This window comes from Acinetobacter sp. YH12049 (assembly GCF_013419875.1).
Classification (GTDB): domain Bacteria; phylum Pseudomonadota; class Gammaproteobacteria; order Pseudomonadales; family Moraxellaceae; genus Acinetobacter; species Acinetobacter amyesii.
On sequence record NZ_VOZH01000008.1, the window covers coordinates 1 to 24,420 of the forward strand.

At 40.5% G+C, this 24,420-nt stretch carries 15 protein-coding genes and 3 pseudogenes; 8 read left to right on the plus strand and 10 right to left on the minus strand.

The window, feature by feature from the left end; translation table 11 throughout:
• Nucleotides 1-268: 268 nt before the first annotated feature.
• From secB to rsgA, 4 genes are all read right to left on the minus strand, one after another.
• Entirely contained in the window at nt 269-724 is a 456-nt protein-coding gene (gene secB / locus FTU05_RS04735; protein WP_078189641.1) for a protein-export chaperone SecB, read from the minus strand.
• A 40-nt stretch (nt 725-764) separates the two neighbouring features.
• Nucleotides 765-1,019, minus strand: coding sequence for a glutaredoxin 3 (grxC, locus tag FTU05_RS04740; RefSeq protein ID WP_078189640.1), 255 nt, complete (start codon nt 1,017-1,019; stop codon nt 765-767).
• Nucleotides 1,020-1,039: 20 nt separating this feature from the next.
• On the minus strand, nt 1,040-1,447 hold the full coding sequence (locus FTU05_RS04745) for a rhodanese-like domain-containing protein (protein ID WP_078189639.1): 408 nt from the start codon (nt 1,445-1,447) through the stop codon (nt 1,040-1,042).
• A gap of 93 nt (nt 1,448-1,540) precedes the next feature.
• Nucleotides 1,541-2,599 carry a ribosome small subunit-dependent GTPase A gene (gene rsgA / locus FTU05_RS04750; protein WP_180164384.1) on the minus strand — a complete coding sequence of 353 codons (1,059 nt, stop codon included), beginning with the start codon at nt 2,597-2,599 and terminating at the stop codon, nt 1,541-1,543.
• A 125-nt stretch (nt 2,600-2,724) separates the two neighbouring features.
• Here rsgA and orn point away from each other — a divergent pair, with 125 nt between their 5' ends.
• The gene (gene orn / locus FTU05_RS04755; RefSeq protein ID WP_067763591.1) at nt 2,725-3,282 is read left to right on the plus strand and encodes an oligoribonuclease; all 558 of its coding nucleotides are present in this window, start codon (nt 2,725-2,727) and stop codon (nt 3,280-3,282) included.
• A 55-nt stretch (nt 3,283-3,337) separates the two neighbouring features.
• Here orn and FTU05_RS04760 read toward each other — a convergent pair whose 3' ends face one another.
• On the minus strand, nt 3,338-3,778 hold the full coding sequence (locus tag FTU05_RS04760; RefSeq protein ID WP_180164386.1) for a GNAT family N-acetyltransferase: 441 nt from the start codon (nt 3,776-3,778) through the stop codon (nt 3,338-3,340).
• Between the two features lie 199 nt (nt 3,779-3,977).
• Between FTU05_RS04760 and FTU05_RS04765 the strand changes: the two genes are divergently transcribed.
• From FTU05_RS04765 to FTU05_RS04785, 5 genes are all read left to right on the plus strand, one after another.
• Entirely contained in the window at nt 3,978-4,748 is a 771-nt protein-coding gene (locus tag FTU05_RS04765; RefSeq protein ID WP_180004537.1) for a ThiF family adenylyltransferase, read from the plus strand.
• 115 nt (nt 4,749-4,863) lie between these two features.
• A complete protein-coding gene (locus FTU05_RS04770; protein ID WP_180164388.1) occupies nt 4,864-6,678 on the plus strand; it encodes a tetratricopeptide repeat protein in 1,815 nt (604 codons plus the stop codon).
• A gap of 236 nt (nt 6,679-6,914) precedes the next feature.
• Entirely contained in the window at nt 6,915-10,331 is a 3,417-nt protein-coding gene (locus FTU05_RS04775; RefSeq protein WP_180164390.1) for a type VI secretion system Vgr family protein, read from the plus strand.
• 64 nt (nt 10,332-10,395) lie between these two features.
• Nucleotides 10,396-15,450, plus strand: a complete 5,055-nt coding sequence (locus FTU05_RS04780; RefSeq protein WP_180164392.1) for an RHS repeat-associated core domain-containing protein — start codon at nt 10,396-10,398, stop codon at nt 15,448-15,450.
• Nucleotide 15,451: 1 nt separating this feature from the next.
• Nucleotides 15,452-15,709 (plus strand): hypothetical protein, encoded by a 258-nt coding sequence (locus FTU05_RS04785; RefSeq protein ID WP_078192682.1) that lies wholly within the window; start codon nt 15,452-15,454, stop codon nt 15,707-15,709.
• A gap of 175 nt (nt 15,710-15,884) precedes the next feature.
• Here the strand turns inward: FTU05_RS04785 and FTU05_RS04790 are convergent.
• Nucleotides 15,885-16,213, minus strand: a pseudogene (locus FTU05_RS04790) (transposase); the annotation flags it as partial.
• 11 nt (nt 16,214-16,224) lie between these two features.
• Between FTU05_RS04790 and FTU05_RS17860 the strand changes: the two are divergent.
• Both FTU05_RS17860 and FTU05_RS04800 read left to right on the plus strand, forming a co-directional pair.
• Nucleotides 16,225-16,938, plus strand: a pseudogene (locus FTU05_RS17860) (RHS repeat-associated core domain-containing protein); the annotation flags it as partial.
• Nucleotides 16,939-17,476: 538 nt separating this feature from the next.
• Nucleotides 17,477-17,971: a tetratricopeptide repeat protein gene (locus tag FTU05_RS04800; RefSeq protein WP_180004529.1), complete on the plus strand. Its 495-nt coding sequence runs from the start codon at nt 17,477-17,479 to the stop codon at nt 17,969-17,971.
• A gap of 100 nt (nt 17,972-18,071) precedes the next feature.
• Here the strand turns inward: FTU05_RS04800 and FTU05_RS04805 are convergent.
• The 4 genes and pseudogenes from FTU05_RS04805 to FTU05_RS04820 form a co-directional block, all read right to left on the minus strand.
• A protein-coding gene (locus FTU05_RS04805) for an IS5 family transposase (protein ID WP_373683053.1) occupies nt 18,072-18,823 on the minus strand; the annotation gives its coding sequence in 2 pieces (ribosomal slippage) (nt 18,072-18,589 and nt 18,589-18,823; 753 coding nt in all).
• Nucleotides 18,824-19,539: 716 nt separating this feature from the next.
• Nucleotides 19,540-20,943, minus strand: coding sequence for an efflux transporter outer membrane subunit (locus FTU05_RS04810; protein WP_180164442.1), 1,404 nt, complete (start codon nt 20,941-20,943; stop codon nt 19,540-19,542).
• Nucleotides 20,944-20,953: 10 nt separating this feature from the next.
• A pseudogene (locus FTU05_RS04815) lies at nt 20,954-22,933 on the minus strand (MacB family efflux pump subunit).
• Nucleotides 22,934-22,935: 2 nt separating this feature from the next.
• Nucleotides 22,936-24,288, minus strand: a complete 1,353-nt coding sequence (locus FTU05_RS04820; protein ID WP_180164394.1) for a MacA family efflux pump subunit — start codon at nt 24,286-24,288, stop codon at nt 22,936-22,938.
• Between the last annotated feature and the right edge of the window lie 132 nt (nt 24,289-24,420).

Here is a 24,420-nt window from a genome sequence, read left to right on the forward strand (position 1 = left end):
TGCCATACTGGCAGGGCTTTCAATACTATTGAACACTCTTCAGTTGTTGTCAGAGTATTCGTCTGATGAGCTGAATGCGATTGCTCAGATCGCATTCAATTTATAAAAAATGTGTAGATACCTATGCTCTTTGGGAGAGGGCTAGGGTGAGGGAATAAAAACCTCTCCCCTTGCGAAACAGTGTTTCTCATCTCCTAGAAGGAGAGGGAATAAATAAAGCATAAAAAAGACCGCACAAGCGGTCTTTTTTAGATTTGAAGATAAGCGATTAAGCTTGGCCTTCAGCAGCCGTTTGCGCACGTTGCAAATTCGCTTCGAATTCAGCATCGAAGTTAATTGGTGTAAGCAATAATTGTGGGAAGCTGCCTTTAGTAACCATATCGTTCACTGCTTCACGTAGGAATGGGAACAAGATATTTGGGCAGTAAGCACCAAGAATGTACGGAAGACGTTCTTCTTCAACGCTATCGATCAGGAAGATACCTGCTTGAGTAACGTCAACGATAAATGCAGTGTCACCCGCATTGTTTGCTTGAACGACAACTTTGAGTGAAACTTCGAAGTGTGTTGGATCAACTTTTTCTGCAGAAGAAGAAAGGTTGATATTTAGTTCAGGCTGCCATTCTTTAGTAAATACTTGAGCCCCAGGTACTTCGAAAGAAATATCTTTAGTATAAATACGCTCTAATGCCAATTGTGGTTGAGCTTGTTGTTCTTCACTCATTGTTTATTCCTTAATATGAGGTGACGATTTATGTTTAAAATTAAGATAGCATGCCGTCGAGTTTGCCTTCACGCTCTAAAGCATAAAGTTGGTCAAAACCGCCAATAAACTGATCATTAATAAAAATTTGAGGAACGGTACGGTGGTTGGTGCGTTGCATCAATTCAACACGTACTTCAGGCGCTTCATTTGATAAATTAATTTCTTTATAAGCCACGCCTTTACGCTCTAGGAGCTGTTTTGCACGAATGCAGTAAGGACATACAGTTGTTGAATAAATCGTAACTTCAGCCATGTTAATCTCCTAAGAAGCGCTTATTTGCTTTTAACTAAAGGTAAGCCTTGAGCTTTCCAGTTGCTAATGCCGCCGTCTAAACGGTATGCATCTGCATGACCGACTTGTTGCAATGCAGAACCTGCCACTTGACCAAGGTTACATACAAAAACCAACGGGCGATCAGAAGTTTTTAACTCTTCAATGTGTTTTGTAATTTGGCTATATGGAATATTACGGCTACCGCTAATATGACCTTCGCGGAAGTCTTTCGCATCACGTAAGTCAATCAATTGAGCATTTTTAGCTTTAACTAAAATCCCTAAAGATTGAGGTGAAATTTTGCGACCATTACGCTGGCCTTCAAGAATAAAGAACAGCACGACCAATACAGCCAGCGTTCCAAATAAGAAGGGGTGATTCCCCATAAATTCGAACCAACGTTCCACAATTCACCTAACTACAATTTTAAATTGCCAAGAGTATAGCCCATAAATATGGTGATCAAAATCACCCCTTCAAGGGCATGAACAGAATAAAAATTAATTTTTTTGCTGCGCTTCCGTGATTTCGTCGATCAGACGTAAATAACTGTCTAATCGGCGCGGCAAAATTTCGCCATTTTGAGCCGCCATTCTAAGCGCACATTGCTTTTCATGTTTATGCGTACAGTTACGGAACTGACAATAACCCAAATGTGACTCGATCTCAGGGAAACCTTGCTGAACTTTTTCCAATTCTAGGTGCCATAAACCAAATTCACGGATTCCAGGTGAATCAATCAATGCAGAACCTTCACCAAACGCAATTAAGCGCGTAGAGGTGGTGGTGTGCTGACCGAGCGCGGAGTTTTCCGAAATAATATTGGTTTTTTGCGCAGCATCCGGAACAATGGCATTTATTAAAGTACTTTTACCAACCCCAGACTGGCCTACAAATGCGACAGTTTCACCAGAAAGGCGAGCAGAAAGTGCGCTTAAGTCACCATCAGATTGGGTTTGCATGACCTCATAGCCCAAGTCACGATATTCTTGTAATAGCGTTAAGATCGGATCATTGTCTTTAAGCAAATCTGATTTATTTAAGACCAATAAAGCTGGAATATCAGCATCTGCACAGGCCACTAAATAGCGGTCAATCAGGCCTGGTGCTGGCTCAGGAAGCGGTGCAAATACAATCACAATCAGGCTGACATTGGCTGCAACAGGTTTCACTTTGTGATAACGGTCAGGGCGTGTCAGTAAAGATTGGCGTGGATGAATCGCGGTAATAATCCCTAAACCTGTGATCGGGTCAGCTTGCCACTTGACACGGTCACCCGTCACCAATAATTCGAGATTGGTACGGGTATGGCAGCGCCAAACACTGCCTAATTCGATGGGTTTCCAATGTGGTTCAGGTTCACCTGCTTGCACAATTGGTTTTTCAGGATGTTGGTCGGGTGTAGACAGCGCTTGAACTTCAAGTTGACGACCATAATGTTGGACGACCAAGCCTTCCAAATCTGCAGGAGTATCGATTTCTTCCTGACGAGATTTATGTTGCTTCTGAATGCGACGTTGCTGCTGTTCAGTCAGTCGGCGCTTACGAATTAAAGCCATTCATATCCTAAAAAACCATGAAAACTAGATGGCAAAAATAGCATGAAAGCAGGGTCTATTTACAGCGCAAGCCCAATAAATTTGCTACTATGTTCATTTTTACAGCCTAATAAGATTGCACATTTATGAGCAGCACACCTGATACACGCCTGATTTGGATTGACCTTGAAATGACAGGTCTAGATACAGATAACGACCAGATTATTGAAGTTGCAACAATTGTAACGGATGATAATTTAAATATTCTGGCGGAAGGGCCTGTGCTTGCGGTACATCAGTCTGACCGTGTGCTCAATGCGATGGATGAATGGAACACTCGCCAACATGGTCAATCAGGTCTGATCGAACGTGTACGTCGTAGTAAATTGACAGCACAAGATGCTGAACAGCAAACTTTAGAATTTTTGAAAAAATGGGTGAATCCAAAATCATCACCGATGTGCGGTAATTCAATTTGCCAAGATCGTCGTTTCTTGCATCGTTTAATGCCTGAAATGGAACAATACTTCCACTACCGTAATCTCGATGTATCATCAGTGAAAGAATTGGCGAAGCGCTGGCGTCCGGAAATCATGGGTGGCTTGAAAAAGAATGCTTCACATTTAGCGATGGATGATATCCGTGACTCCATTGCAGAGCTCAAATACTACCGTGAATATTTCTTTATTATGAATAAAGACTAAGGTTGTAAGATCGAAAAAGAGGCGAAAGCCTCTTTTTTTATCCGAGATATTTTCTCTATCGTTGATAGATGTTGGCTTGATGAATCTCGAGAAAATTTGCAGGCTGAGCCAAATCAGTAAAGCCAAATTGACGATATAAACCATGTGCATCCGCCGTTGCAAGCAACATGCGTCTTAGATCTGCGGAGCCACATTTTTCAAATAAAGTACTCACAATCAATTTTGAATAGCCTTTGCCTCGATGCTCGTCGGCTACATAAATATCGGCTAAATAAGCAAAAGTCGCATAATCCGTAATGGCACGACCAAAACCGATGAGTTCTTCATCGAGAAGTAAGGCCACGGCCAAAGAGTTTTCAATCGCTTTTTTCACCACATGCTTTGGAATATCTTTTGACCAATAGGTATGGCTTAAAAAGCGATGCACGGTGTCTAAATCCATTTCATTTTTGTCATCGGTAATTTTTAAATTATTTGGCAGAGGATGGATCTCCATGGCAATACACACTTGAGCTTTTGATCTATGGTTATATTTTTAAAGCAGATCTCCGTTCGCTGTAAATGTTTATTTTGATGGATTTAGACCTGATGCGGATTCAGCTCTATTGCTGATGTACCCTGAATTGCGTTTTATCAAAGAAAAAAAGCAGTGAATTTGCTAAAATGGCGGCTGATTTAACACTGCCTCCAAACCTATGACTGAACTGCTCCAAGATGATGAATATGACCGCCGTTTTGCTGGCGTAGCCAAAATATATAGTGATGAAAGTTTTCATCATTATGAAAAAAGTCATGTCATGGTGATTGGGATCGGTGGTGTAGGCTCATGGGCGGTCGAAGCTTTAGCGCGTACAGGTATTGGTGAGCTAACATTGGTCGATATGGATGTAGTTGCTGCATCGAATATTAATCGACAATTGCCAGCCATGAGCACGACACTGGGACATGAAAAAATTGAAGTGATGGCAGAGCGCTGCCGTGCGATCAATCCCCGAATCAAAATAAATTTGATTGATGATTATCTCACACCCGAAAATGTCAAAGAAATTTTGGCAGGTGCTCCTGACCTGATTTTAGATTGTATTGATGATGTGAAGGCCAAATTTGCCTTAATGCTACATTGCCGTTTTAATAAAATTCCGTTGATCGTTTCAGGTGGGGCTGGGGGCAAACTTGATCCACTGAAAATCCGAGTCGCAGATTTATCAAGAACAGAGCAAGACCCGATGTTAGCTAAATTGCGGACACAATTACGCGGCAAAGGCATTTGTAAAAAACCGAAAGAAAAGTTTGGGATTACCTGTGTTTATTCGATTGATAATCCATTTTCCAGTGCTGATGTTTGTCCAAGTGCGGGCTTACGTTGTGGTGGATATGGTTCAGCAGTAGTCGTGACGTCCAGCTTTGCGATGGTGGCTGTGTCAGAGGTGCTCAAAAAACTTGATGCAAAACGAGCAAAAGCATGACAGCTATCTCATTTTGAAAAAAATAAAGCACCGAATTCGGTGCTTTTTTTGTATATAGAATTAAAATCAGACACAATGTTGGAATAATTAAAATATTGATTTTTTTGGGGCTAGTATGTGGTTTTTACTGATACTAATTTTGGGGATGGGAGCACTTGCGTTTTGGATGTGGAAAAGACCAGATCCAGTGAAACGCGATCAGGCTAAAGCAGTTGGGCATGACTTGTGGATAGACCAATTAGATGCGCAGCTGAAATTCGCAGAACATTTAATGCTTGATGCTCCAACCGACTATGCGCGTGCCTATGAGTTGTATCAAAATTTGGCCAAACAGCATGAAATTCCGCAGGCCTATGTCGCTATGGGGCAGATGCATTTACAAGGCTTAGGCCGAGAAGTCAGTGTGGAAAATGCGCTGGCTTTATTGGAAAAAGCCAATAGTTTAGGCAGTGATGATGCTGCATATGTGTTGGGGCAAGTTGAAGAAGGTATCTATGGCGGTGTGCCCAATATTGAAAAAGCGCAATATTGGTATCGACATGCGATTTCACGCGGTCATTTGGATGCGCAATATCGACTCGCCGAACTAAACCCAGAAGATCAAACACATGCCGAGCAGCAACATTTAGATTTGTTGAAAAAAAATGCGGACGATGGACATGCCAATTCACAGTATCAATTGGCACAGTTCTATTTAAACCAAGCCACGCCAAATATTGCTCTGGGATTGGAATATTTACTGAAAGCTGCTCAACAAGACCATATGGCGGCTATTCAGCAATTGCAGCAATTCTATGCGCAAGGAAAGTATCTTGCGCAAAATGATGAAAAGTCATTGCAATATTTAAAGCGAGGATTGCTACTCGGGCACCAGCAGCAGTTGTATGAATATTATCAAGCAGTATTGATGGGTAAAATCGACGTCGATCAGCGTCAGCGGGTTTATCATGATCTTTTGCAGCAGGCCAAAGAGCACAAAGTTGCAGCAGCCAGCCGATTACTAGGCATTGCACATTTTCATGGTTGGTATTTGGAGAAGCAGGAAACTTTAGGTTTTCGCTTTCTGACCGAAGCTGCTCAACTTAAAGATGCTGAAGCGATTAGTCTTATTGCCGCACTGTATTTTGAAAAGTATTTGGTTAGTGATGATCCGCAAAAAGCATTTGAGTTATATCAAACAGCGTATCAATTCAAACCATTATTCATTAACCAAGTTGGTTTGGCCCTATGCTATCTACACGGCGTCGGTGTTGAGCGAAATATCAAGCAAGCGCAGCAACTTTTAGTTGAAGCGGCAAGACACTTAAATGATATGTCCATTACTTGTGTCGCCGATCAAAACTATGTGATTGGACGTTTTTATGCATTGCCAGAGTATCCATTAGCACATCGTGATTACTGTTTGAGTTATCTGGAAAAAGCCGCAGAACAAGGTTCGCAGGATGCTGCTTGGTATCTCTACCGTTTAGCCGTGGACAATATCTTACCTGATCTACAATTTGATGATGCTCAAACACAGCGGGCATTGTTGAAAGCGGCAAAATTAGGTCATCCTGATGCACTCACGCAACTAGGTCTAGTTAATTTAAAAGGACAATGGGGAACACAAGATTTCCAACAAGCGTTGCAGTATTTCTCGCAAGCGGCGGGATTAGGAAATGTGACTGCCTTGTACCAGCTTGGTGAAATGTCAGAACATGGTTTAGGTGTACAGCAAGATTTAACCCAAGCGCATAGCTATTATGCACAAGCGGCTCAGGGGATGAATGCTGTGGCGTTAACGCGATTGGGCTATTTATATATTCATGGCATGGGCGTAGAGCGTGATCTTAAAATTGCACAGCAATATTTGGAAAAAGCGGCCTTGCAAGGCTATGTCGAAGCACAAGAACAATTGGAGAATATTCACGCATTTTTAAATGCCAATTAATCGTGATGCAAAGCAGTAAGGTAATATGAAGAGACCTGAAGTTTAGTTTGATGGTCTCTATATTTTTTTAATGCAGAAATAAATAGAGTAAAAATAACATAAAGAATTAATGTGGAAATTTGAATTTTTACTTACATAAAACCCAACAAAGCAGGCAGTTTATGCCTAGAAAAATATGAGTTTTTTTGATTAAATACCCCGCATATTTTATAAAAATCTGATTTTAGATAATAACGATGCTGAACAATATATATTCTGCAATTGAAAAATTGGGCATTAGTCCACAAAAACGTGCTTTGCACATTCAATTTTCCAATACCACGCTGAATGAACAAGTATTCTTGCAACGTATTGATGGGGAACATGCCTTAAGTGAAGGTTTGAATGTTCAGCTCATCTGTCTCTCAACTTCTGCCACGCTCGAACTGAAACAATTTATTGGCACGCAAGTCGCAATCGATCAGGTGACCGATGCGGGGCAACTTTTTCGTATTACCGGGATCATTACTGAAGCATTTCAAGGCCAAAGTGATGGTGCATTAACGCTATATAAGTTGACCTTAGAAGATGCAACGGCACTATGGCATAAGCGTCGTAATAGCCGCGTGTTTATGAATAAATCGGTCAAAGATGTAGTCGAAATTATTTTTAAAGAATGGCAAAAAAAGAGCCCACTTTTTGCAGCGAGCTTAAGTTTGGACTTAAGTGGCTTAAAAAAAGAGTATGACATTCGACCATTCATGATGCAAAGTAATGAAACCGACTATGATTTTATTACCCGCTTACTACGCAGTGAAGGCATTCATTGGTTGGTTGATGAGGCTCAATCTTTTGTAACATCGTCTGCGACACCCATAGCAGCTCAAAAGCTACGCTTGATTGATGATAATAGTCAATATCAAGCTTTGGAGCGACGTAATATTCGTTTTCATCGCAGCAGCGCTACAGAAAAGCAAGACAGCATGACCAGTTTTATCGGTCAGCGCAGTCTGCAACCGACGTCGGTGCATGTGCAGCGGTGGCAGGCGGATGTGCTTGAACAGGACGAGGGTGGTGGTGCAGTACAAAGCAAGCACCTACATAGTCAAAATCAAGATAATGCGAGCTTAAGCTTAGAGCAGGCATGGCATGTGAGCCCTGCATGGATGCAAGATCTGAATGGTGAAGATGCTGCAACAGCTTCTAATAGTGCTCAAGTTGAACGTCTCAATCAAAATTTTAGTGATTATTATGCGGCTCAAGCCAAACAATTTATTGCTAAAAGTACCGTGCGTGATACACAAGTTGGTTATTGGTTCAAATTGGATGAGCATCCAGAGATTGACCAGCATAGTGGTGCAGATCAAGAGTTTTTGATTTTATCTAAGTCTTTTTATAACCAAAATAATTTACCCAAAGACTTAACCGATCAAGTTACACAACTGATCCATCAAAGTCAGTGGCAAGTCAAACAAAGCGATGCGGATGAACGCCAAGCCAATACCTTGGCTTTGCAACGTCGAAATATAACGACCGTCCCTGAATTTAATCCGCTCACACATCGACCAGTAACACATCCACAGCGTGCTAAAGTTGTGGGTCCTGCTGGTGAAGAAATCCATGTTGATGAATGGGGACGGATAAAAGTCCGTTTCCTATTTACCCGTTCCGATGATCATGGTCATGATGGCGGTGCAGGTGCGAATAATAATGACACAGACTCGGCTTGGGTTGATGTACTGACGCCTTGGGCCGGCGAAGGTTATGGCGCACGCTTCTTACCTCGAATTGGTGAAATAGTCGTCGTTGATTTCTTTGATGGCAACATTGACCGACCTTTTGTCGTGGGTCGTATTCATGAAGCGCAGCGTAGTCCCACTGAATTTGACAATAAAGGACAATTACCAGATACCAAAAAACTCGCGGGAATTCGTTCCAAAGAAGTGGCGGGTGAAGGCTTCGGGCAACTCCGTTTTGATGACACCACAGGACAAATTAGTACCCAGCTGCAAAGTAGTCATGGTGCGAGCCAACTGAACCTCGGTAAGCTCAGTCATCCAAAAGATAAAGCAGAAAGTGAAGATCGGGGTGAAGGTTTTGAGCTGCGGACCGATCAATGGGGGACAGTACGAGCTGGACAAGGTTTATTGGTGTCGACTTATAAACAGGAAAAGGCCAATGGTGAACATTTAGATGCAGAGATTGCAAGAACACAGCTGGAGACGAGTCATAGTAATAGTAAGTCTTTAAGTGATATTGCAAAGCAACAAAAAACAGATGAAATTGAATCTGTTGAACAGCTCAAAGCTTTTGCCAGTGAAATAGAAAAAGATATCGCTAAATTTAAAAAAGCCATTCTTTTACTTAACTCAGTGGATGGTATTGCACTTAGTACACCAGAGGATATTCATTTATCTGCAACAGGCATGATCAACCAAATTGCCGGTGATAGCATTAACCTGAGTACGCAAAAAAATATTGTGGGACAAGCTTTAGGTAAGGTTAGCTTATTTGCAGCTCAAGGTGGTATTAAAGCAATAGCAGCGCAAAGTAAAGTCGAAATTCAGGCACAGTCTGATGCTTTGGATATTTTGGCAAAAAAAGGAATTACGATTTCTTCTACTGAAGACAAAATAGAGATTAGCAGTCCTAAAGAGATTGTGATCACAGGAGCTTCTTCCCAAATTACTTTAAATGGCTCGGGAATTCTTGCTAAGACAGGCGGTAAATTTGAAGTAAATGCAGGGCAGCATCTATTTAAACCTGCATCGAGTGCAAGCAAGTCTACACAACTTCCTGCTTCAAACCCTTTGAAAGGTGCCTTAGAACTTCTTAAAAGTTATGGGGGGCAAGATTTCTTTAGTGGCACCGGTTTTAAAGTGATTGATGCTTTAGGTAAACAAGTTTCAGGGAAACTCGATGGCAATGGCTTTGCACAAGTTACAGGCATTGCACCGGGACCCGCGAAAGTGGAGTTTGATAAAGATCCACGCAGTGCGTGGGATCAGTCTAGTCACTTTAATCGCAACTATGATTGGGCGGAAAAAGTGGTACCAGGCGCTTCGGACTTTTTACAAAATACATTGGGTTCGTTGGGGCAAAATTTAACATCACAGTTAAAAGATAATCTCTTTAATTTAAATGCCGATTCTTTAAAAAATATCGGAAAAAATGCATTAAAAGATCTAGGTGGACAGGCATTAAATCAATTTAAAGACCAAGTCACCAACTCTGCACTATCTGCAATTTCATCGAAACTCAACTTGGGACTTTCTGCTTCACAAATGGCAAGTTTGGGTCAGGGGGCACAAGGCTTATCCAGCGTATTAGGTGGAAGTGGAATGAGTAACGGCATCGTTTCTGGGTCAACTGCTGCCGCAGTTCAGAACTCTCAAGCAACTATTGATAAGGATATTGTGGGTCGTAAAATTTCTTATTCTACACGTGCATTGACCTACACAGAAACGATTCGAGAAGGTGCGGTAACACCCATGAATGTAGCAGCTGCACCCGTGGCAGTGCCTAAAGTTACTGAAATAAAAGTAGCAGAAGTTGCACCTGCACCAGTGATACCTGTCCTTGCCAGTGACGATGATTGGGTAGATAGGAAGCAATATTCAAGCCCTTATCTCACTTATAGCGAAACTACACGACCGAAAAAGAACAATGGTTAGCATTTGCTAAAGCTAGCGTCAAACACAGTTTTAAATATTTAGAATTTGAGTAATAGGTTTTTACATGACAACTGATCAAAATGTTCAAAAAGAACAACAGACAATAAATAAGCCAGCCGTAGAACTGGCAATTTTTAATTTAGAAAGTGTGACGCATACTGAAGATCATAAATTTATAGCCCATCAAATTCAGGATTATTTAAAAGCGTGTGGAAATACCAGCCTTGAGCAGCTAAAAGCTAATGCAAATGTTCCGACTGTAGCGAATATCTTTGCATTATCTGGTGCGGTTTTAGATTTATTGCTTTTTGCAACCGATCAAGAACAGGGTGATGCTGCTGTGCAAAAATCTGCTTTGCTGAGTATGAACCTCATTGGGTTGTATTTAGAGCCGAAGGCTGAAGCGCATGTGCGTATGGTATTGCGTCCTTTGTTGGGGCTAATGGCTGAAAAGCTTTATCCTGAAAATGGCAAAACTCAAGAGGCCGATCTTCGCCGTATGTCTTTGCATCTGAATGCGCAGATTGCAGGGGAATTAGAGAAATTTCTGACTGAAACACAGGCCAAACTTCCCGCATTATTAAGTGGCGCAACAACTTTAGGCACGTCGATATTAAATACTTTTGCTGCGCCAATCCAAAGCGGGTTAATTTCACCAACCATTAGTTTTGGTGCAAGTGCTGAAAAACGAGATCCGGCAGAACAATTTAGTAATTGGGCAAAACCGCTGATTGATTTAAGTAAAACCAGCGCACTTGCCAATATGCTACCTAAAATAAGGAAAGAACAAACAGGCACGCTGCTACAAACTCAAGCAACTCAGGCATTGAGTTCATTTCCAAATGAAATTCAACGTCAAGCTAACGCAAGTCTAAAATACAGTTTGGCATGGCTAATTCAAGAAACCTTAAAAGCCATTAAAACTCAAGGTAACAAAGCCAATGCCAGTGTGCCGATTAATCAAACTGGCGAGCATGAGCAACATACAACAGGAGATACTTTAGAGTTTTTAGCTTTACAGGCTGACGCATTGAATGATTCGACTTGTTCGATTCCAAATGAGGATGCTACACCTAGTGATTCAGCAACTGATAACAGTATTAGTTATGCTATAGGTGCTGAACGGGTCAATCACACCGATTTTAATTTACCTAAAGTGGGTTTTAGCTTTAGCCGTCAATATAATTCGCAAATGCATGAGTTTGATGGCAGCATGATAGGCGCTCGTTGGATGATGCCTTTTTCGAATGTCATTAGCCAAAATAAAAATGGCTACTTATTTATAGACAGTAATGGGCGCAAGCATCAGTTGCCTGAGTCAATCCTGTATGAAGCATACACGGTGCCTTATGAAGGCTTTACGGTAGAACCTTTAGAAAATGAAGATTTGCTACTAAACTTTGGTTCAGCGTGGAGTTTCCATTTTCATAGTTTCAATGGCGGAAAACACTATCAGTTGATTCAGCAATTCAATGAAGAAACAGATGAAAAAGTTGCTTTAAGTTATTTACTATTTGAACAGCAGGCTTATCTGCAAAGTATTGATTTTCAATTGAAGAAAGCTAAACACCAGCTCAAGTTTGCCTTTAATGATCAAGTAAAAGTTATCGCTGCTTTTGTGGATGAACAGGCAGAGCCAGTGTCACGTTATGAATATGATACGCAAGGCAATTTAATTAAGGCTGTAGATCAAAATGGTCACGTGCGCAGCTATGAATATAATGATGCGCATCAGCTGACCCGTTATACCGACCGTACAGGGCGTGGGCAAAATATTCGTTATGAATCCAAAGAAGCGAATGCCAAAGCCATAGCAGAATGGGCAGATGACGGCAGCTTTAAGACCCGTTTGGAGTGGCATCCACGACTGCGCCAAGTTGCTGTATATGATGCTTATGATGTGCCGACCTATTACTACTTTGATTTAGATGGTTTTACCTATCGCACACGCTTAGCCGATGGACGAGAAAAGTGGCTCTCGCGTGACAGTCAAAAACGCATCACCCGCCAAATTGATTTTGCAGGGCTGGAAACTGAACAGGTTTATAATGATCAAGGCCAGCTAATTAAAATTGTTCAACCCAATGGCGGCATCATCCATTTTGCCTATGATGAAGCAGGGAATTTATCTGAAACCAAAGACCCCGAAGGCAATATCTGGAAAAAAGAGTATGATGCTGATGGTAATGTCACCAAGGAAATTAATCCTTTAGGTCATGCAACACAGTATAAATATAATAATGATAATCAAATTGTTGAAATTATTGATGCCAAAGGCGGTTCTAAAAAAATCCAATATAACGACCTTGGACAAATGGTGTCTTATAGCGATTGCTCAGGCAAAGAAAGCGCATGGGAGTACGATGAGGAAGGAACACTTACCGCACAACAATCGGCTGATGCGCAACAAGTTAAATATGTCTACAGCACCCAAGGCAAAGATAAAGGACAGCTCAAAACTATTGTTTATCCTGATGGACTCAAAGAACAATTTGAACATGACCAAGAAGGAAGATTACTGAAGCATACCGATACCAAAGGCTTAGTCACACAATATCGCTACAATACTGTCGGTTTACTCGAACAAAGAGTTGATGCTAATAGACACCAAATTGGTTACCAATGGGACAAGCAAGGTCGTATTCAAAAGCTGATCAACCAAAACCATGCAGAATATTTATTTGGCTATAATCGTTTTGGGCAATTGGTACATGAGCAAGCCTTTGATGGTGAAGAAAAGCATTATAGCTACAATGACAATGGTCAGCTGTTTCAAATACGTCAACCGAATATCCTGACCCAATTGGGTTATCATGCAGATGGCTCAATCGCTTCAAAAATCTATACGCATGTGCAAACACGACACAGTCAAACCGAAGAATTCGAATACAATCTAAATAATCAACTCAGTCAAGCGACAAATAAAGAAAGCCAAATCAACTTTTATCGAAATCCGCTCGGGCAGTTGGTACGTGAGCATCAGCATTACAGAGTACCCAACTTGAACCCAATGACTGCGGTACTGCGTTATGAGTATGATGAATTGGGTAATTTAAGCAAAACGATTCGTCCTGATGGGCAAGTTCAGACCAATCTAAGCTATGGTTCAGGGCATATCTATGGTATTGCATTTAATCAACAAGATATGGTCGCGTTCCAACGTGATGACTTACACCGTGAAACAGCTCGTATGTTGGCCAATGGCTTAATTCAAAGCAAAAATTATAATGATGTCGGTCTGCTGAGTTCACAAATTATTCGACCAGAACAAGAAACTGCAGGTCGTGTACAGCATCGAGCAGAACGGCATTATCAATATGATCAAAATTATTTGCTCACCCAAGTAAATGACAGCCGATTAGGCAAACTGACTTATCAGTATGATGCAATTGGCCGTTTAACACAGAGTCAAAGCTTACATCAAACTGAAAGCTTTGCTTTTGACCCAGCAGGGAATTTGATTGACCCAATTGCCACGCATGCATCTCAAGTGAAAAGCAATTTGATATCGCAATATAAAGGCAAAAATTATAAATACGATGCGCAAGGTAATGTGATTGAAACTAACCATGCAGGCAAAACATTAAAACTGACGTGGGATAACCTGAACAGATTGGTTCGTTGTGATCATCAGGGTCAGGTGACAGAATATGGTTATGATGTATTTGGACGACGTTTATACAAGAAAAATCAAAATGCGCAAACCCTGACCTTATTCGGCTGGGACGGTGACCTGATGATTTGGGAGTCACAGCAATCTAATAATGCTGATGAAAACTATACTAAGCATTATGTCTATGAAGCAAAGAGTTTTGTACCATTACTCCAAACAGGCTATACAGGCTTTATCAAACTGATTGAGACCCCAGACTATTCAAAATTCCAACGTGAACCTTACTCAATTTATAAAGACCCTGTATGGAAAACAGAAACGAGAAAGAACAAAGCAGAGCTAGAACGCGTTGCTTTTTATCACTGTGACCAAGTGGGAACACCGCAAACCTTAAGTAATGAACGTGGTGAATGTGTCTGGGAGATTGTGCAGGATACGTGGGGCAATACGCAGCAAATCAGAGCCAGTGACAATTTGTTAGAACAAAGTAATATCCGTTTTCAGGGGCAATACTATGATGTTGAGACAGGCTTGCACTATAACCGTTATCGTTATTACGAGCCGTACAGTGGACGTTATGTGAGTAAAGACCCGATTGGGTTGATGGGGGGCTTAAATAATTCAGCTTATGTCAGTGATCCGAATCAGTGGGTAGATCCGATGGGGTTGATGGGTGGGAAAGATAATGGATTATTTTGGTTAACTGATTCTGCCAGCGAGGAAAGCAACAATCAAATTAAGAATATGGTGCAACAATCTAGAAATAATCCAAATAATAAAACCCAACTAGAATTAATACAAAGTGATGCGGAAAAAGGGAGGGTTTTAAGAGCAAATACGCCTGCTGTAAGTCCTACAGAAAGTCAAAGAAATGATTTTCCTGTAATCAATAATAGTAGAGGTAGCAGTAACGGTGGAGTATTAGCAAAATTACTTCCAAATACTATGTCACCTTTGGCTAAAGATCCGCAACTCGCTCAGGATTTAAAGGCTCAAGGTGCTATGAGAAATAATAACCTAGGAGCTGTAGCCGTAGCGGGTTATGCCCCTTATGCTATTGTAGGTGGAAAAGAGGCAGCACCAGTGGTTTTAAAAGTAGGTCGAGAAGGAATAAAAAGTATACCGAGTTTATCGAAAACGGCTTTACAAAATGCGAAAAATATATCGGCAACGCCAGTGGGACAGGCTGTGGTAAAAACAACTGGTGGTAGTGTACTGGTGGATAGTAGTTTACAAGCAAAAGATATGTATAAATGTAAATGTTTACAATGGGATGGATCTAGATCTTTAGTTGCCGTTGGTACGGGAGCTGCTTTTGGAGCTTGGGGGGGGGCGATGGCACAAACAGCTAAAGTTCCATTTGTTGGTACAACGGGTGTGCCTACAGCCATTGCTGGAAAAAATACTGGTGGATTAGTAATTTGGGCAAATCAATTTGCATTACAACAAACATCATCTAGAGCAATTAATAGTAGCACCTCTGATGATAAGAAGCAGGATAAATAAAATGTTAACAATTCTAGTTGAAGTAATTTTATCATTTTTTATATCCAATTATGAATCTGAAAATTATCCTTATCTAGCAGGTTTCATAAAGGGAATAGTTTTAGGTATATCAGCTTTCCTCTTGGGGATGTTGATTGATGTTATTAATGATAAAATTATGGAAACACATTTGATAATATTATATTTCATTACTTGCATTGGTATAGGAATAATAGGAGGGCTATTTTTTATGTTTTTTACTTGGTTCACTAAAAAATAATACTAATAACATAAACGCTTGGTGTGACGGTTTTAAAAGCATAGGTGTGACGGTTTTAAAAGCATAAAGGAACCGATTAACTGCACAAAAGACATAAATTTGACCTACAGTTACTTTTAAAAGGCTTTGTTGCACAAAGATTTGAAATACAAAGCCCCCCCTAATTGAGCCAAATTTAAGGCGTAACTTGGGTAAGTGGTCGACCTAATTCCGTAAATCTGTTGAGCACTGCTCCACGTGCATGGATCTCATTCACTTGGCTATCAAAACTCCTTGCACAGAGTTTATCTCCTAATAATTTAATGCAATGCATCTTAGTTTCAACCAAACTTCGCCGATGATAGCCTGACCATTTTTTCCATAGTGTCCGGCCTAAACGTTTAATTGTTCGAAATAATTCATTCCCTCTAGCGAGCTACTCTTTGTATCTTTCCATGGTTTCGCATTTTTTCTAGGTGGAATGATCGCATGTGCATCTCGATCTAAAATGACTTGTCTGCATTGAAAGCAGCCCTGCAGGCAAAACATTAAAACTGACATGAGATAACCTGAATAGATTGATTTGCAGTGATCATCAGGGTCAGGTGACTGAATATGGTTATGATGTATTTGGACGACGCGTATTTAAGAAAAACCAAAATGCGCAAACCCTGACCTTATTTGGCTGGGATGGTGACTTAATGATTTGGGAGTCACAACAATCCAGTAATGAACAAACACAATATACCAAACATTATGTTTATGAGCCGAATAGCCTTGTACCATTATTACAAACAGGCTATGCAGGATTTATTAAATTAATCGAAACGCCAGATTACTTAAAGTTCCAAACAGAACCTTACTCAGTTTATAAAGACCCTGTATGGAAAACTGAAACACGGAAGAATAAGGCTGAGTTAGAACGGGTTACGTTTTATCATTGTGATCAAGTGGGTACACCACAAACACTAAGTAATGAGTTAGGTGAATGCGTTTGGGAAATCAAACAGGATACATGGGGCACTTCTTTAGGGATCAAGGCGAGTGAAAACTCACTTGAACAAACCAATATCCGATTTCAGGGACAATACTTTGATCGTGAAACAGGTTTACATTATAACCGTTACAGATATTATGAGCCACATAGTGCAAGGTATTTGAGTAAGGATCCAATTGGCTTATTTGGGGGGGTAAATAATAGTAGTTATGTAAGTGATCCGAATCTGTGGGTGGATCCATTAGGGTTGATACAGTGGACGGGCAGTGCATACCAAGTAAGTTTAGCATTTGCTAATGGGGGGGATTTTACCCTAACGAGTGAGTGCAAGAATGGGCGAAGAGCAAAAGTACAAATTTATGCTGGGGGAGTAGGTTATTCCAAAGGGCTTTCTGTTGGCGCTTTTGGCATGAATTCTGTAACGTTTGAAGATGGGCTTAGTAGAATTGAACCTGATGTTTTTAACGGGGATTGGGTAGATAAAGGAGTTGCGCTAAGCGTTGTAAAAGGTGTTTCAGTTGGTAATACACATATAGGAAAAGCTCGATCAGTAGGATGGTATACATGGATTACTAGAGGCTATGTGGCGTCAGTTGGTGCTACAGGGGGGGAAGCAAGAGTTACTAGCCAAAGGTTTGAGAGTTGTAGAAATTACACATGTGATGATACGTGTAGAGAGGAGATTAAAAGAAGAACTGAGGAAGCGAAAAAATATCCAAAGCCAGATCCAATTTATATTCCACCGTCTTCTCAGTGGTTTAGTGGATTTTAATATTTATTGAGGTTATCAAATGAAAAAAAGTGTTTTAGTTTTAATGGTGCTATTAATCTGTTCTTGTTCTAATACAAAGAATGTTATGAATGATATTAAAAATAATCAAGAGGATAAGCATAATGTTGAAATTAATGTTTTAAGTGATAATGAGAATTATGAAATAGCTATTAGCTATAAAGATTCAAATCCAAAATTATATATTCAGTATCTAACAGAAGCAGCTCAAGAAGGAGATCCAATAGCACAAGATGAATTGGCGGGCGAATATGCATTTGGAGAAAGACTAGAAAAAAATCCTAATTTATATTTATATTGGGAGGAAAAATCTGCTTTACAAAATTATAGTTTGGCTCAATTAAATTTAGGGTTGTCCTATTTGTTAGGTACGAATGGGTTAAAAAAAGATAATTTAAATGCAAAAAAATGGTTAAATAAGGCTGCTTTAAATGGTGAGGAGGTAGCGCAAGAGTATTTAAAAAGACTTGAAAATGGTGAATTTAACTCTAAATAACTTTACATTATTTGTGGGTGTCTTAAATTATTATAGGTATTATGTTGAGATATTTTGATCATAGTTTTTTTTGATGATATGTAATTACTAGGGTGTGTCCTCATTTGGCTTTGCACCAAATAAATATACAGGCTATACGAATCATAGATTTATAATTGCGTGCCAGTTTATCAAATCGAGTTGCAATAGCACGGAAATGTTTTAATCTCGCAAAAGCATTTTCAACTAAATGTCTTAATTTATATAGATATTTATCAAATTCCTTATTCGATCTCTTACTGTTTGATCTCAATGGAATAATGGGAATCATATTCTTGTTCTTGGCATATATTCTAATGTGCTCAGCATCATACCCCTTATCAGCAATGAGATAAGTTGCCTCGTCTACCGTATCAATCAGTTGTTTTGCAACTTGACTGTCGTGGACGTCACCCTCAGTGATTTTAAAATCAATCGGTAATCCATTCACGTCGGTTGCAAGATGTATTTTTGTTGTTCGTCCACCGCGTGATTGTCCAATTGCTCTTTCGAAACCATGCCGAGCTCCACTTGCATGTTGATGCACGCGTATGTAGCTTCCGTCAATGAATACCCATTCTTGATCCAAGATGCCTCGTAATCTAAAAAAAATTTATCCCACAATCCCTTGCTTGCCCAACGATTAAAGCGATTGTAAGCAGTTTGCCAAGGACAAAATTCTTGGGGAATATCACGCCATGTGGCGCCTGTACGCAGTTTCCATAAGATCGCTTCCATGATATTTCTACTATTCTTTGAACAGTAACAACCGTGTAATCGCATAGTATCTTGAATTTGCTGCCAGATATCATCGGTGAGAAGAGTACGTGCCATTGAAAAAATATAGAAATCAAAAGAGCTTAAAGGAGGATTTTAAGTATTTAAAACCAATTTTTCAAATGAGGACACGCCCTAAAATAATTCTTAAATGGATTTCTTAATGAGGCAAAGAAATCTATTCAAGAATTATCAATTTCGTATGATTGAATAATTGGTGAGTATACTAAGTTGGAAATTAGTATAGATAAAAGTGGAATTGATTTATCGGGATAGCTTTATTAAATTATCATTAAATACTTATTTGGTAATATAATATTGGTATGAATAAGTCTGCACCTAAAATTTATTATACAATCAATCATCATATAATTAAGTTTTTATTAATCACGATAATATTGGCTATTAGATTTAATTTTAAAACTCAATGATATACGTAAGAAAATAATAAACGAGCTAGAAATTAAACTTACTCTGATACAGCGCTTCAATGTTATTTAATGATCAAATATCTATTTTGACTTTTTTGTGAGTGGTCACAGGTTTTGTTCAGAGTGTTGTTAAACTCTATGGATAGACTTTCTCTGAATATCAAAAAAGTAGTGATGGACAGCATCTATTCATTGATTTCACTGGCATGGAATTTTCAGGTACAAAGTTAAAAACGTTATATCAGTATAAAGATATTATAGAAAATGGTAGTTAAGTGGTAACTCAAAGATTAAATAACAGACTTTTAATGAAAAGCCCCTCTAGGGCTTTTTATCTATAACTTAAGGCAACTGCTTTATCGGACTACCACCTAAAGCTTGCATCAAGATCACATAAGCATTGTATTGACTTTGCTTGGTTTGAACCAAAGACAGTCGAGCATTACGTGTGGTTTCTTGTGCATCGAGTAAGTTTTTCAACGCAATGGCACCATTTCGATAACGTACTTCTGTTAAATGTTCAGTCTTCTCTGCAAGCTGTAAATTACGTTCTTGTAATGCAACTTGTTGGCTTAACTCAGTACGATTGGATAGTGCATTTTCCACATCGGCAAAAGCCTGATACAAGGTCTGACGATATTGAATAATAGATTTTTCATAATCTAAATCACTAATCGCAAGGTCTTTCTTCATATCGTTATATTGCAAGAAAGGTAAACTTAAACTTGCACCCAAAGCCAAAGCTGGGTTTTGTAATAAATTACTCAAAGACGTACTGCTCGAACCTAAACTGCCAGTTAAACTGATTGAAGGATAGTAACTGGCTTTCGTTGCATCTTTATTTGCCAAAGCTTTACGTAATCTTAATTCGCTCGCTTGTAAATCTGGACGGCGAGACAACAACTCGGCAGGTAAACCTGCTGCAATCGTCGGTAATGCAATTCGAGGTAAACGCTGTGGCTCAGCAATATTCAGTTGCTGTACAGGCTGATGCAATAACACAGCCAATGCAGTACGTGTTTCCACTTTTTGTTGGTCAATTTGGCTTAAGGTCGCTTTTTGACTTTGTACAGATTGTTCCGCTTGCGTTAGATCTAAACCTGATACGGCGCCAGCTTTGTATTGCACCTTGACCAAGTCATAGGTTTTTTGCGTACTGGCTAAGTTTTGCTGTGCAATACTGTAGCGCTCATTTAAATAGCCGAGCTGCCAATATAGATTAGCTGTTGTTGCAATCAAGCTTTGAGCAGTGGCTTGCAGGTCTTGTTCAGTTGCTAAAGCTTCCCATTTTGCGGCCTCTGTCTGGCTAGCCAAACGACCAAATAAATCTACTTCATAACTAACACCACCGTTGAGTGACACACCTTTTGATGAATCATCACCTGAGTTAAGGTCAAAGTTATGTCCAGTTGAAACACTTGAGCTCACGCGTGGCCCTTGTTTATTTTCAGCCAAACCTGCTTGTAGTCGAGCTTGCTGTAAATTAATACCTGCAACAGCGAGGTCACTATTGGCAGCTAAAACTTGATTCACCAACTGGTTTAATTGAGCATCATTAAACAATGTCCACCATTGGTCAGCATACGTATCGGCATGAACTTGCTGACTCATGGCTTTCGCATTTTGAAATTGCGTCGGGATTTGTGTTGCAGGAGCTTCATACGGCGTCTTAACCACAGCGGCACAGCCGACTAGGCTACTTCCGAGAATGAAGGCACTTGCAAGTTTAGTTAAGGTCATTTGCATCATTATTTCCTTATTCGCGAGAAAGCGCATCGACAGGGTTAAGCTGTGCGGCATTACGTGCAGGAATAAAGCCAAACACAATACCAATCATACTTGAGCAGACAAATGCAGCAACAATAGACGTCGTTGAATAGGCCATTTGGAATGTTCCACCGGCAAAATGACTAATCAATTGTCCAATACCTAAAGATAATAAAACCCCAAGCACACCGCCTAAGATGCACACCAACACCGCCTCTATCAGGAACTGCTGTAAAATATCACTTTGACGGGCACCCACGGCCATACGTACACCAATTTCTTGAGTACGCTCAGTCACCGAAACCAACATAATGTTCATGACCCCAATACCACCGACGATCAATGAAATCACCGCAATCGCAGACACCAATAAGGTCATTGTTGCAGTGGTTTGTTGAATGGTTTCACGGATACTATCGGAGTTTTGTGTAAAGACATCTTGCGCGCCATGACGTTGCACCAACAAGTTCAATATGGCGTTTTCAGCAGCGGCACTTGGGTATTCATCTTTCACGCGGACAATGATGCTGCGCACATTAGACTGCCCTAGCATACGACTCATAACCGTTGAATACGGCAAATACACATTCAGGCTATCTGAGTTACCCATCATGCTTTTTTGTTCTTCGATCACGCCAATGATACGGCTCGGCACACTGCCTAATAAAATGACTTGACCCACAGGGTTGGTGCCATCTGCAAAGAAGGTATTTTTAGTATTACTATCAATCACCACATCTTGCGCTTGCTCAGTCACGCTTTCTTTATCAAAAGACTGACCCGAAGCGAAGTTCATTCCTTTGACATAGAAGAAATCTTCACTCACGCCATTCACTGTGGTCGACGCTTCTGTGTCTTTAAAACGTGCTGTAACAGATGAATTGACTGAAGGACTAACGCCATCAACATAAGGCTGTTCAGCAAGGGCCGTTGCATCGGCAGGAATCAACGTTTTGGCTTGAGATGATCTGGAATTATCACCAAATCCACGACCTTGATACACCGTAATGGTATTGGTACCTAAACTGCTGATATTTTCTAAAATTTGCTTTTGTCATCCATTCCCAAGAGCCACAACAGAAACCACAGAAGCGATACCAATAATGATCCCGAGCATGGTTAAAAATGTTCGCATACGGTGAGCATTCATGGCAAGGATCGCCATACGGAAGGCTTCACCTAAACGGTCAACGGCAGAGCGCCAGCTTGAGGTTTTTTTCTGTGTGTTTGGAACGAGTTGCTGTTTTTCTAAAGGTTCATCATCTGTTTCAGGTACATTGGGCTGATCTGAAATGATGTTACCGTCTGAAATTTCAATAATTCGAGTCGCATTTTTTGCAACATTATGGTCGTGCGTGACCAAAATAATGGTATGACCTTTGGCATTGAGTTCGCGCAAAATCCGCATTACTTCAATACCACTATTCTTATCTAATGCACCAGTGGGTTCATCGGCAAGAATAACATCGCCACCATTCATCAGAGCACGCGCAATCGACACACGTTGTTGCTGACCACCGGAAAGTTGACTCGGACGGTTTTGGGTTTTTTCACCCAGTCCTAAGTCAGTCAGCAGTTGTTTGGCACGTGCATTGCGTTCGGTTGCATCTGCGCCGGCATAGATTGCGGGAACTTCAACGTTACCTGCAGCATTCAAATCACCGAGTAAGTGATAACGCTGGAAAATAAAGCCAAAATATTCACGGCGTAACTGTGCCAGTTCATCTGGTTCAAGTTCACGGGTTTCACGCCCCTTGACCTTGTAACTGCCATTGGTTGGCTTATCAAGGCACCCCAAAATGTTCATGAGGGTAGATTTACCAGAACCGGACTGACCTACAATTGCTACCAGTTCACCTGGGTAAATCTCAAGATTAACCCCTTTTAGAATCTGGACTGTGCTTTCACCGGCAGGGAATTCACGAGTCAGATTCTTGACCTCGAGTAGAGGCGTCTGATTTTGACTCATCATTACATTCTCATTGGGCCGCCAGCACCACCACGGTTGCTGCGTTTCGCTGAATCATTAGAGGTATCTGAACCGTCGGCAATCACGACTTTGTCACCTTGTTTTAAGCCACGGATCACTTGTGCGGTCACACGGTTATTTAAACCGAGTAATACCTGTTGTGGTTGAGCTGAACCATCAGCTTGTAGTACACGAACCATCGCAACACTGGCTTTACCTTGTTTGACCAATACTTTTTCAGCTTCAGTCAGTTCTAAACGTTTAGGACGGTTTGGATTGTCTTTGTTCGATCTAGCTTCTGCGCTGGCTTTTTTATCAGCAGATTCACCATTTGCAGATGCATTATTACGGCTACGTTGTGGACGGTTCGAGGTTTGAACGGCTGCGGCAGGTACAGTCAAGACATTCTTGGCTTCATCTAAAATGATATACACCTGAGCAGTCATATCGATACGCAATTTACCGTCTTCATTTGGGACATCAAATAACGCATTGTAGTAAACCGCAGTACTTGAAGACGAAGAGGTGTTGTTGTTGCTTTCGGTGTTAATTGAGTTTGGTGCAGGTTCAACTTGGCGCAGGGTAGCATAGTGTTTTGTTTCGCTGTCGCCCAAGGTTGTAAAATAAACGTTTTGACCTTCTTGGACTTTCATCACATCTGCTTCAGAAATTTCAGCTTTAATGGTCATGGTGTCGAGTTTTGCCAATTTCACAATGGTTGGCGCACTTTGGTTGGCATTTACGGTTTGGCCTTCTTCAGTCACAATCGCCACGATGGTTCCATCCATAGGTGCAACAATTTGTGTATAGCCTAAGTCTTCTTTTGCAGTCGCTAAAGTTAAACGTGATTGTTCAATTTGTGCATTAATGGCTGCAATATCAGCTTGCGCAGTTTTATAACTTGCTAGCGCAGATTCAAGTTCTGCACGACTAGTCGCGTCTTGAGCGTACATTGCTTGTTGACGATTATATTCAGCTTGGACTTTTGCAAGATTTGCTTGTTTAACTGCCAATTGCGCTTGTTGGTTTTTGATGCTAGCTTCTGCAGTTTTTAAATCATTTTCCTGACGTACCGAGTCAATACGGGCAATCAGCTGACCTTGTTTCACTTCATCGCCGAGCTGCACATACATCTTTTTCACCTGACCAGAAACCTGTGCACCAACACTCACCATTTTGGTTGCTTCGAGTACACCAGTTGCGAGTACAGAATTTTCAATATCGCCACGACTCACTTCGGCGCTAATGTATTGAGGTTGTACGTCTTTTGGTTTGAAAAAATGCCATGCAGTGACAGCAATCGCGAGGGCAGCGATGATGGCTACGATCAATTTTGCTGGTTTTATTTTTGGCATGATTGGCAGTAAAGAGTTAAGAAAGTTATTTGAATTATAAGAGTTAAATACGGATAAATTGTGAATATTTTGAACAAATGTAAATGAGAATTATTCTTTTATACTGGAATGCAAGTTATTACAGCCTTTTAT

Coding starts and splice junctions, on each gene's coding strand:
- secB (WP_078189641.1), bottom strand. CDS start 724: ATGAGTGAAGAACAACAAGCTCAACCACAATTGGCATTAGAGCGTATT.
- grxC (WP_078189640.1), bottom strand. CDS start 1,019: ATGGCTGAAGTTACGATTTATTCAACAACTGTATGTCCTTACTGCATT.
- rsgA (WP_180164384.1), bottom strand. CDS start 2,599: ATGGCTTTAATTCGTAAGCGCCGACTGACTGAACAGCAGCAACGTCGC.
- orn (WP_067763591.1), top strand. CDS start 2,725: ATGAGCAGCACACCTGATACACGCCTGATTTGGATTGACCTTGAAATG.
- FTU05_RS04760 (WP_180164386.1), bottom strand. CDS start 3,778: ATGGAGATCCATCCTCTGCCAAATAATTTAAAAATTACCGATGACAAA.
- FTU05_RS04765 (WP_180004537.1), top strand. CDS start 3,978: ATGACTGAACTGCTCCAAGATGATGAATATGACCGCCGTTTTGCTGGC.
- FTU05_RS04770 (WP_180164388.1), top strand. CDS start 4,864: ATGTGGTTTTTACTGATACTAATTTTGGGGATGGGAGCACTTGCGTTT.
- FTU05_RS04775 (WP_180164390.1), top strand. CDS start 6,915: ATGCTGAACAATATATATTCTGCAATTGAAAAATTGGGCATTAGTCCA.
- FTU05_RS04780 (WP_180164392.1), top strand. CDS start 10,396: ATGACAACTGATCAAAATGTTCAAAAAGAACAACAGACAATAAATAAG.
- FTU05_RS04785 (WP_078192682.1), top strand. CDS start 15,452: ATGTTAACAATTCTAGTTGAAGTAATTTTATCATTTTTTATATCCAAT.
- FTU05_RS04800 (WP_180004529.1), top strand. CDS start 17,477: ATGAAAAAAAGTGTTTTAGTTTTAATGGTGCTATTAATCTGTTCTTGT.
- FTU05_RS04810 (WP_180164442.1), bottom strand. CDS start 20,943: ATGCAAATGACCTTAACTAAACTTGCAAGTGCCTTCATTCTCGGAAGT.
- FTU05_RS04820 (WP_180164394.1), bottom strand. CDS start 24,288: ATGCCAAAAATAAAACCAGCAAAATTGATCGTAGCCATCATCGCTGCC.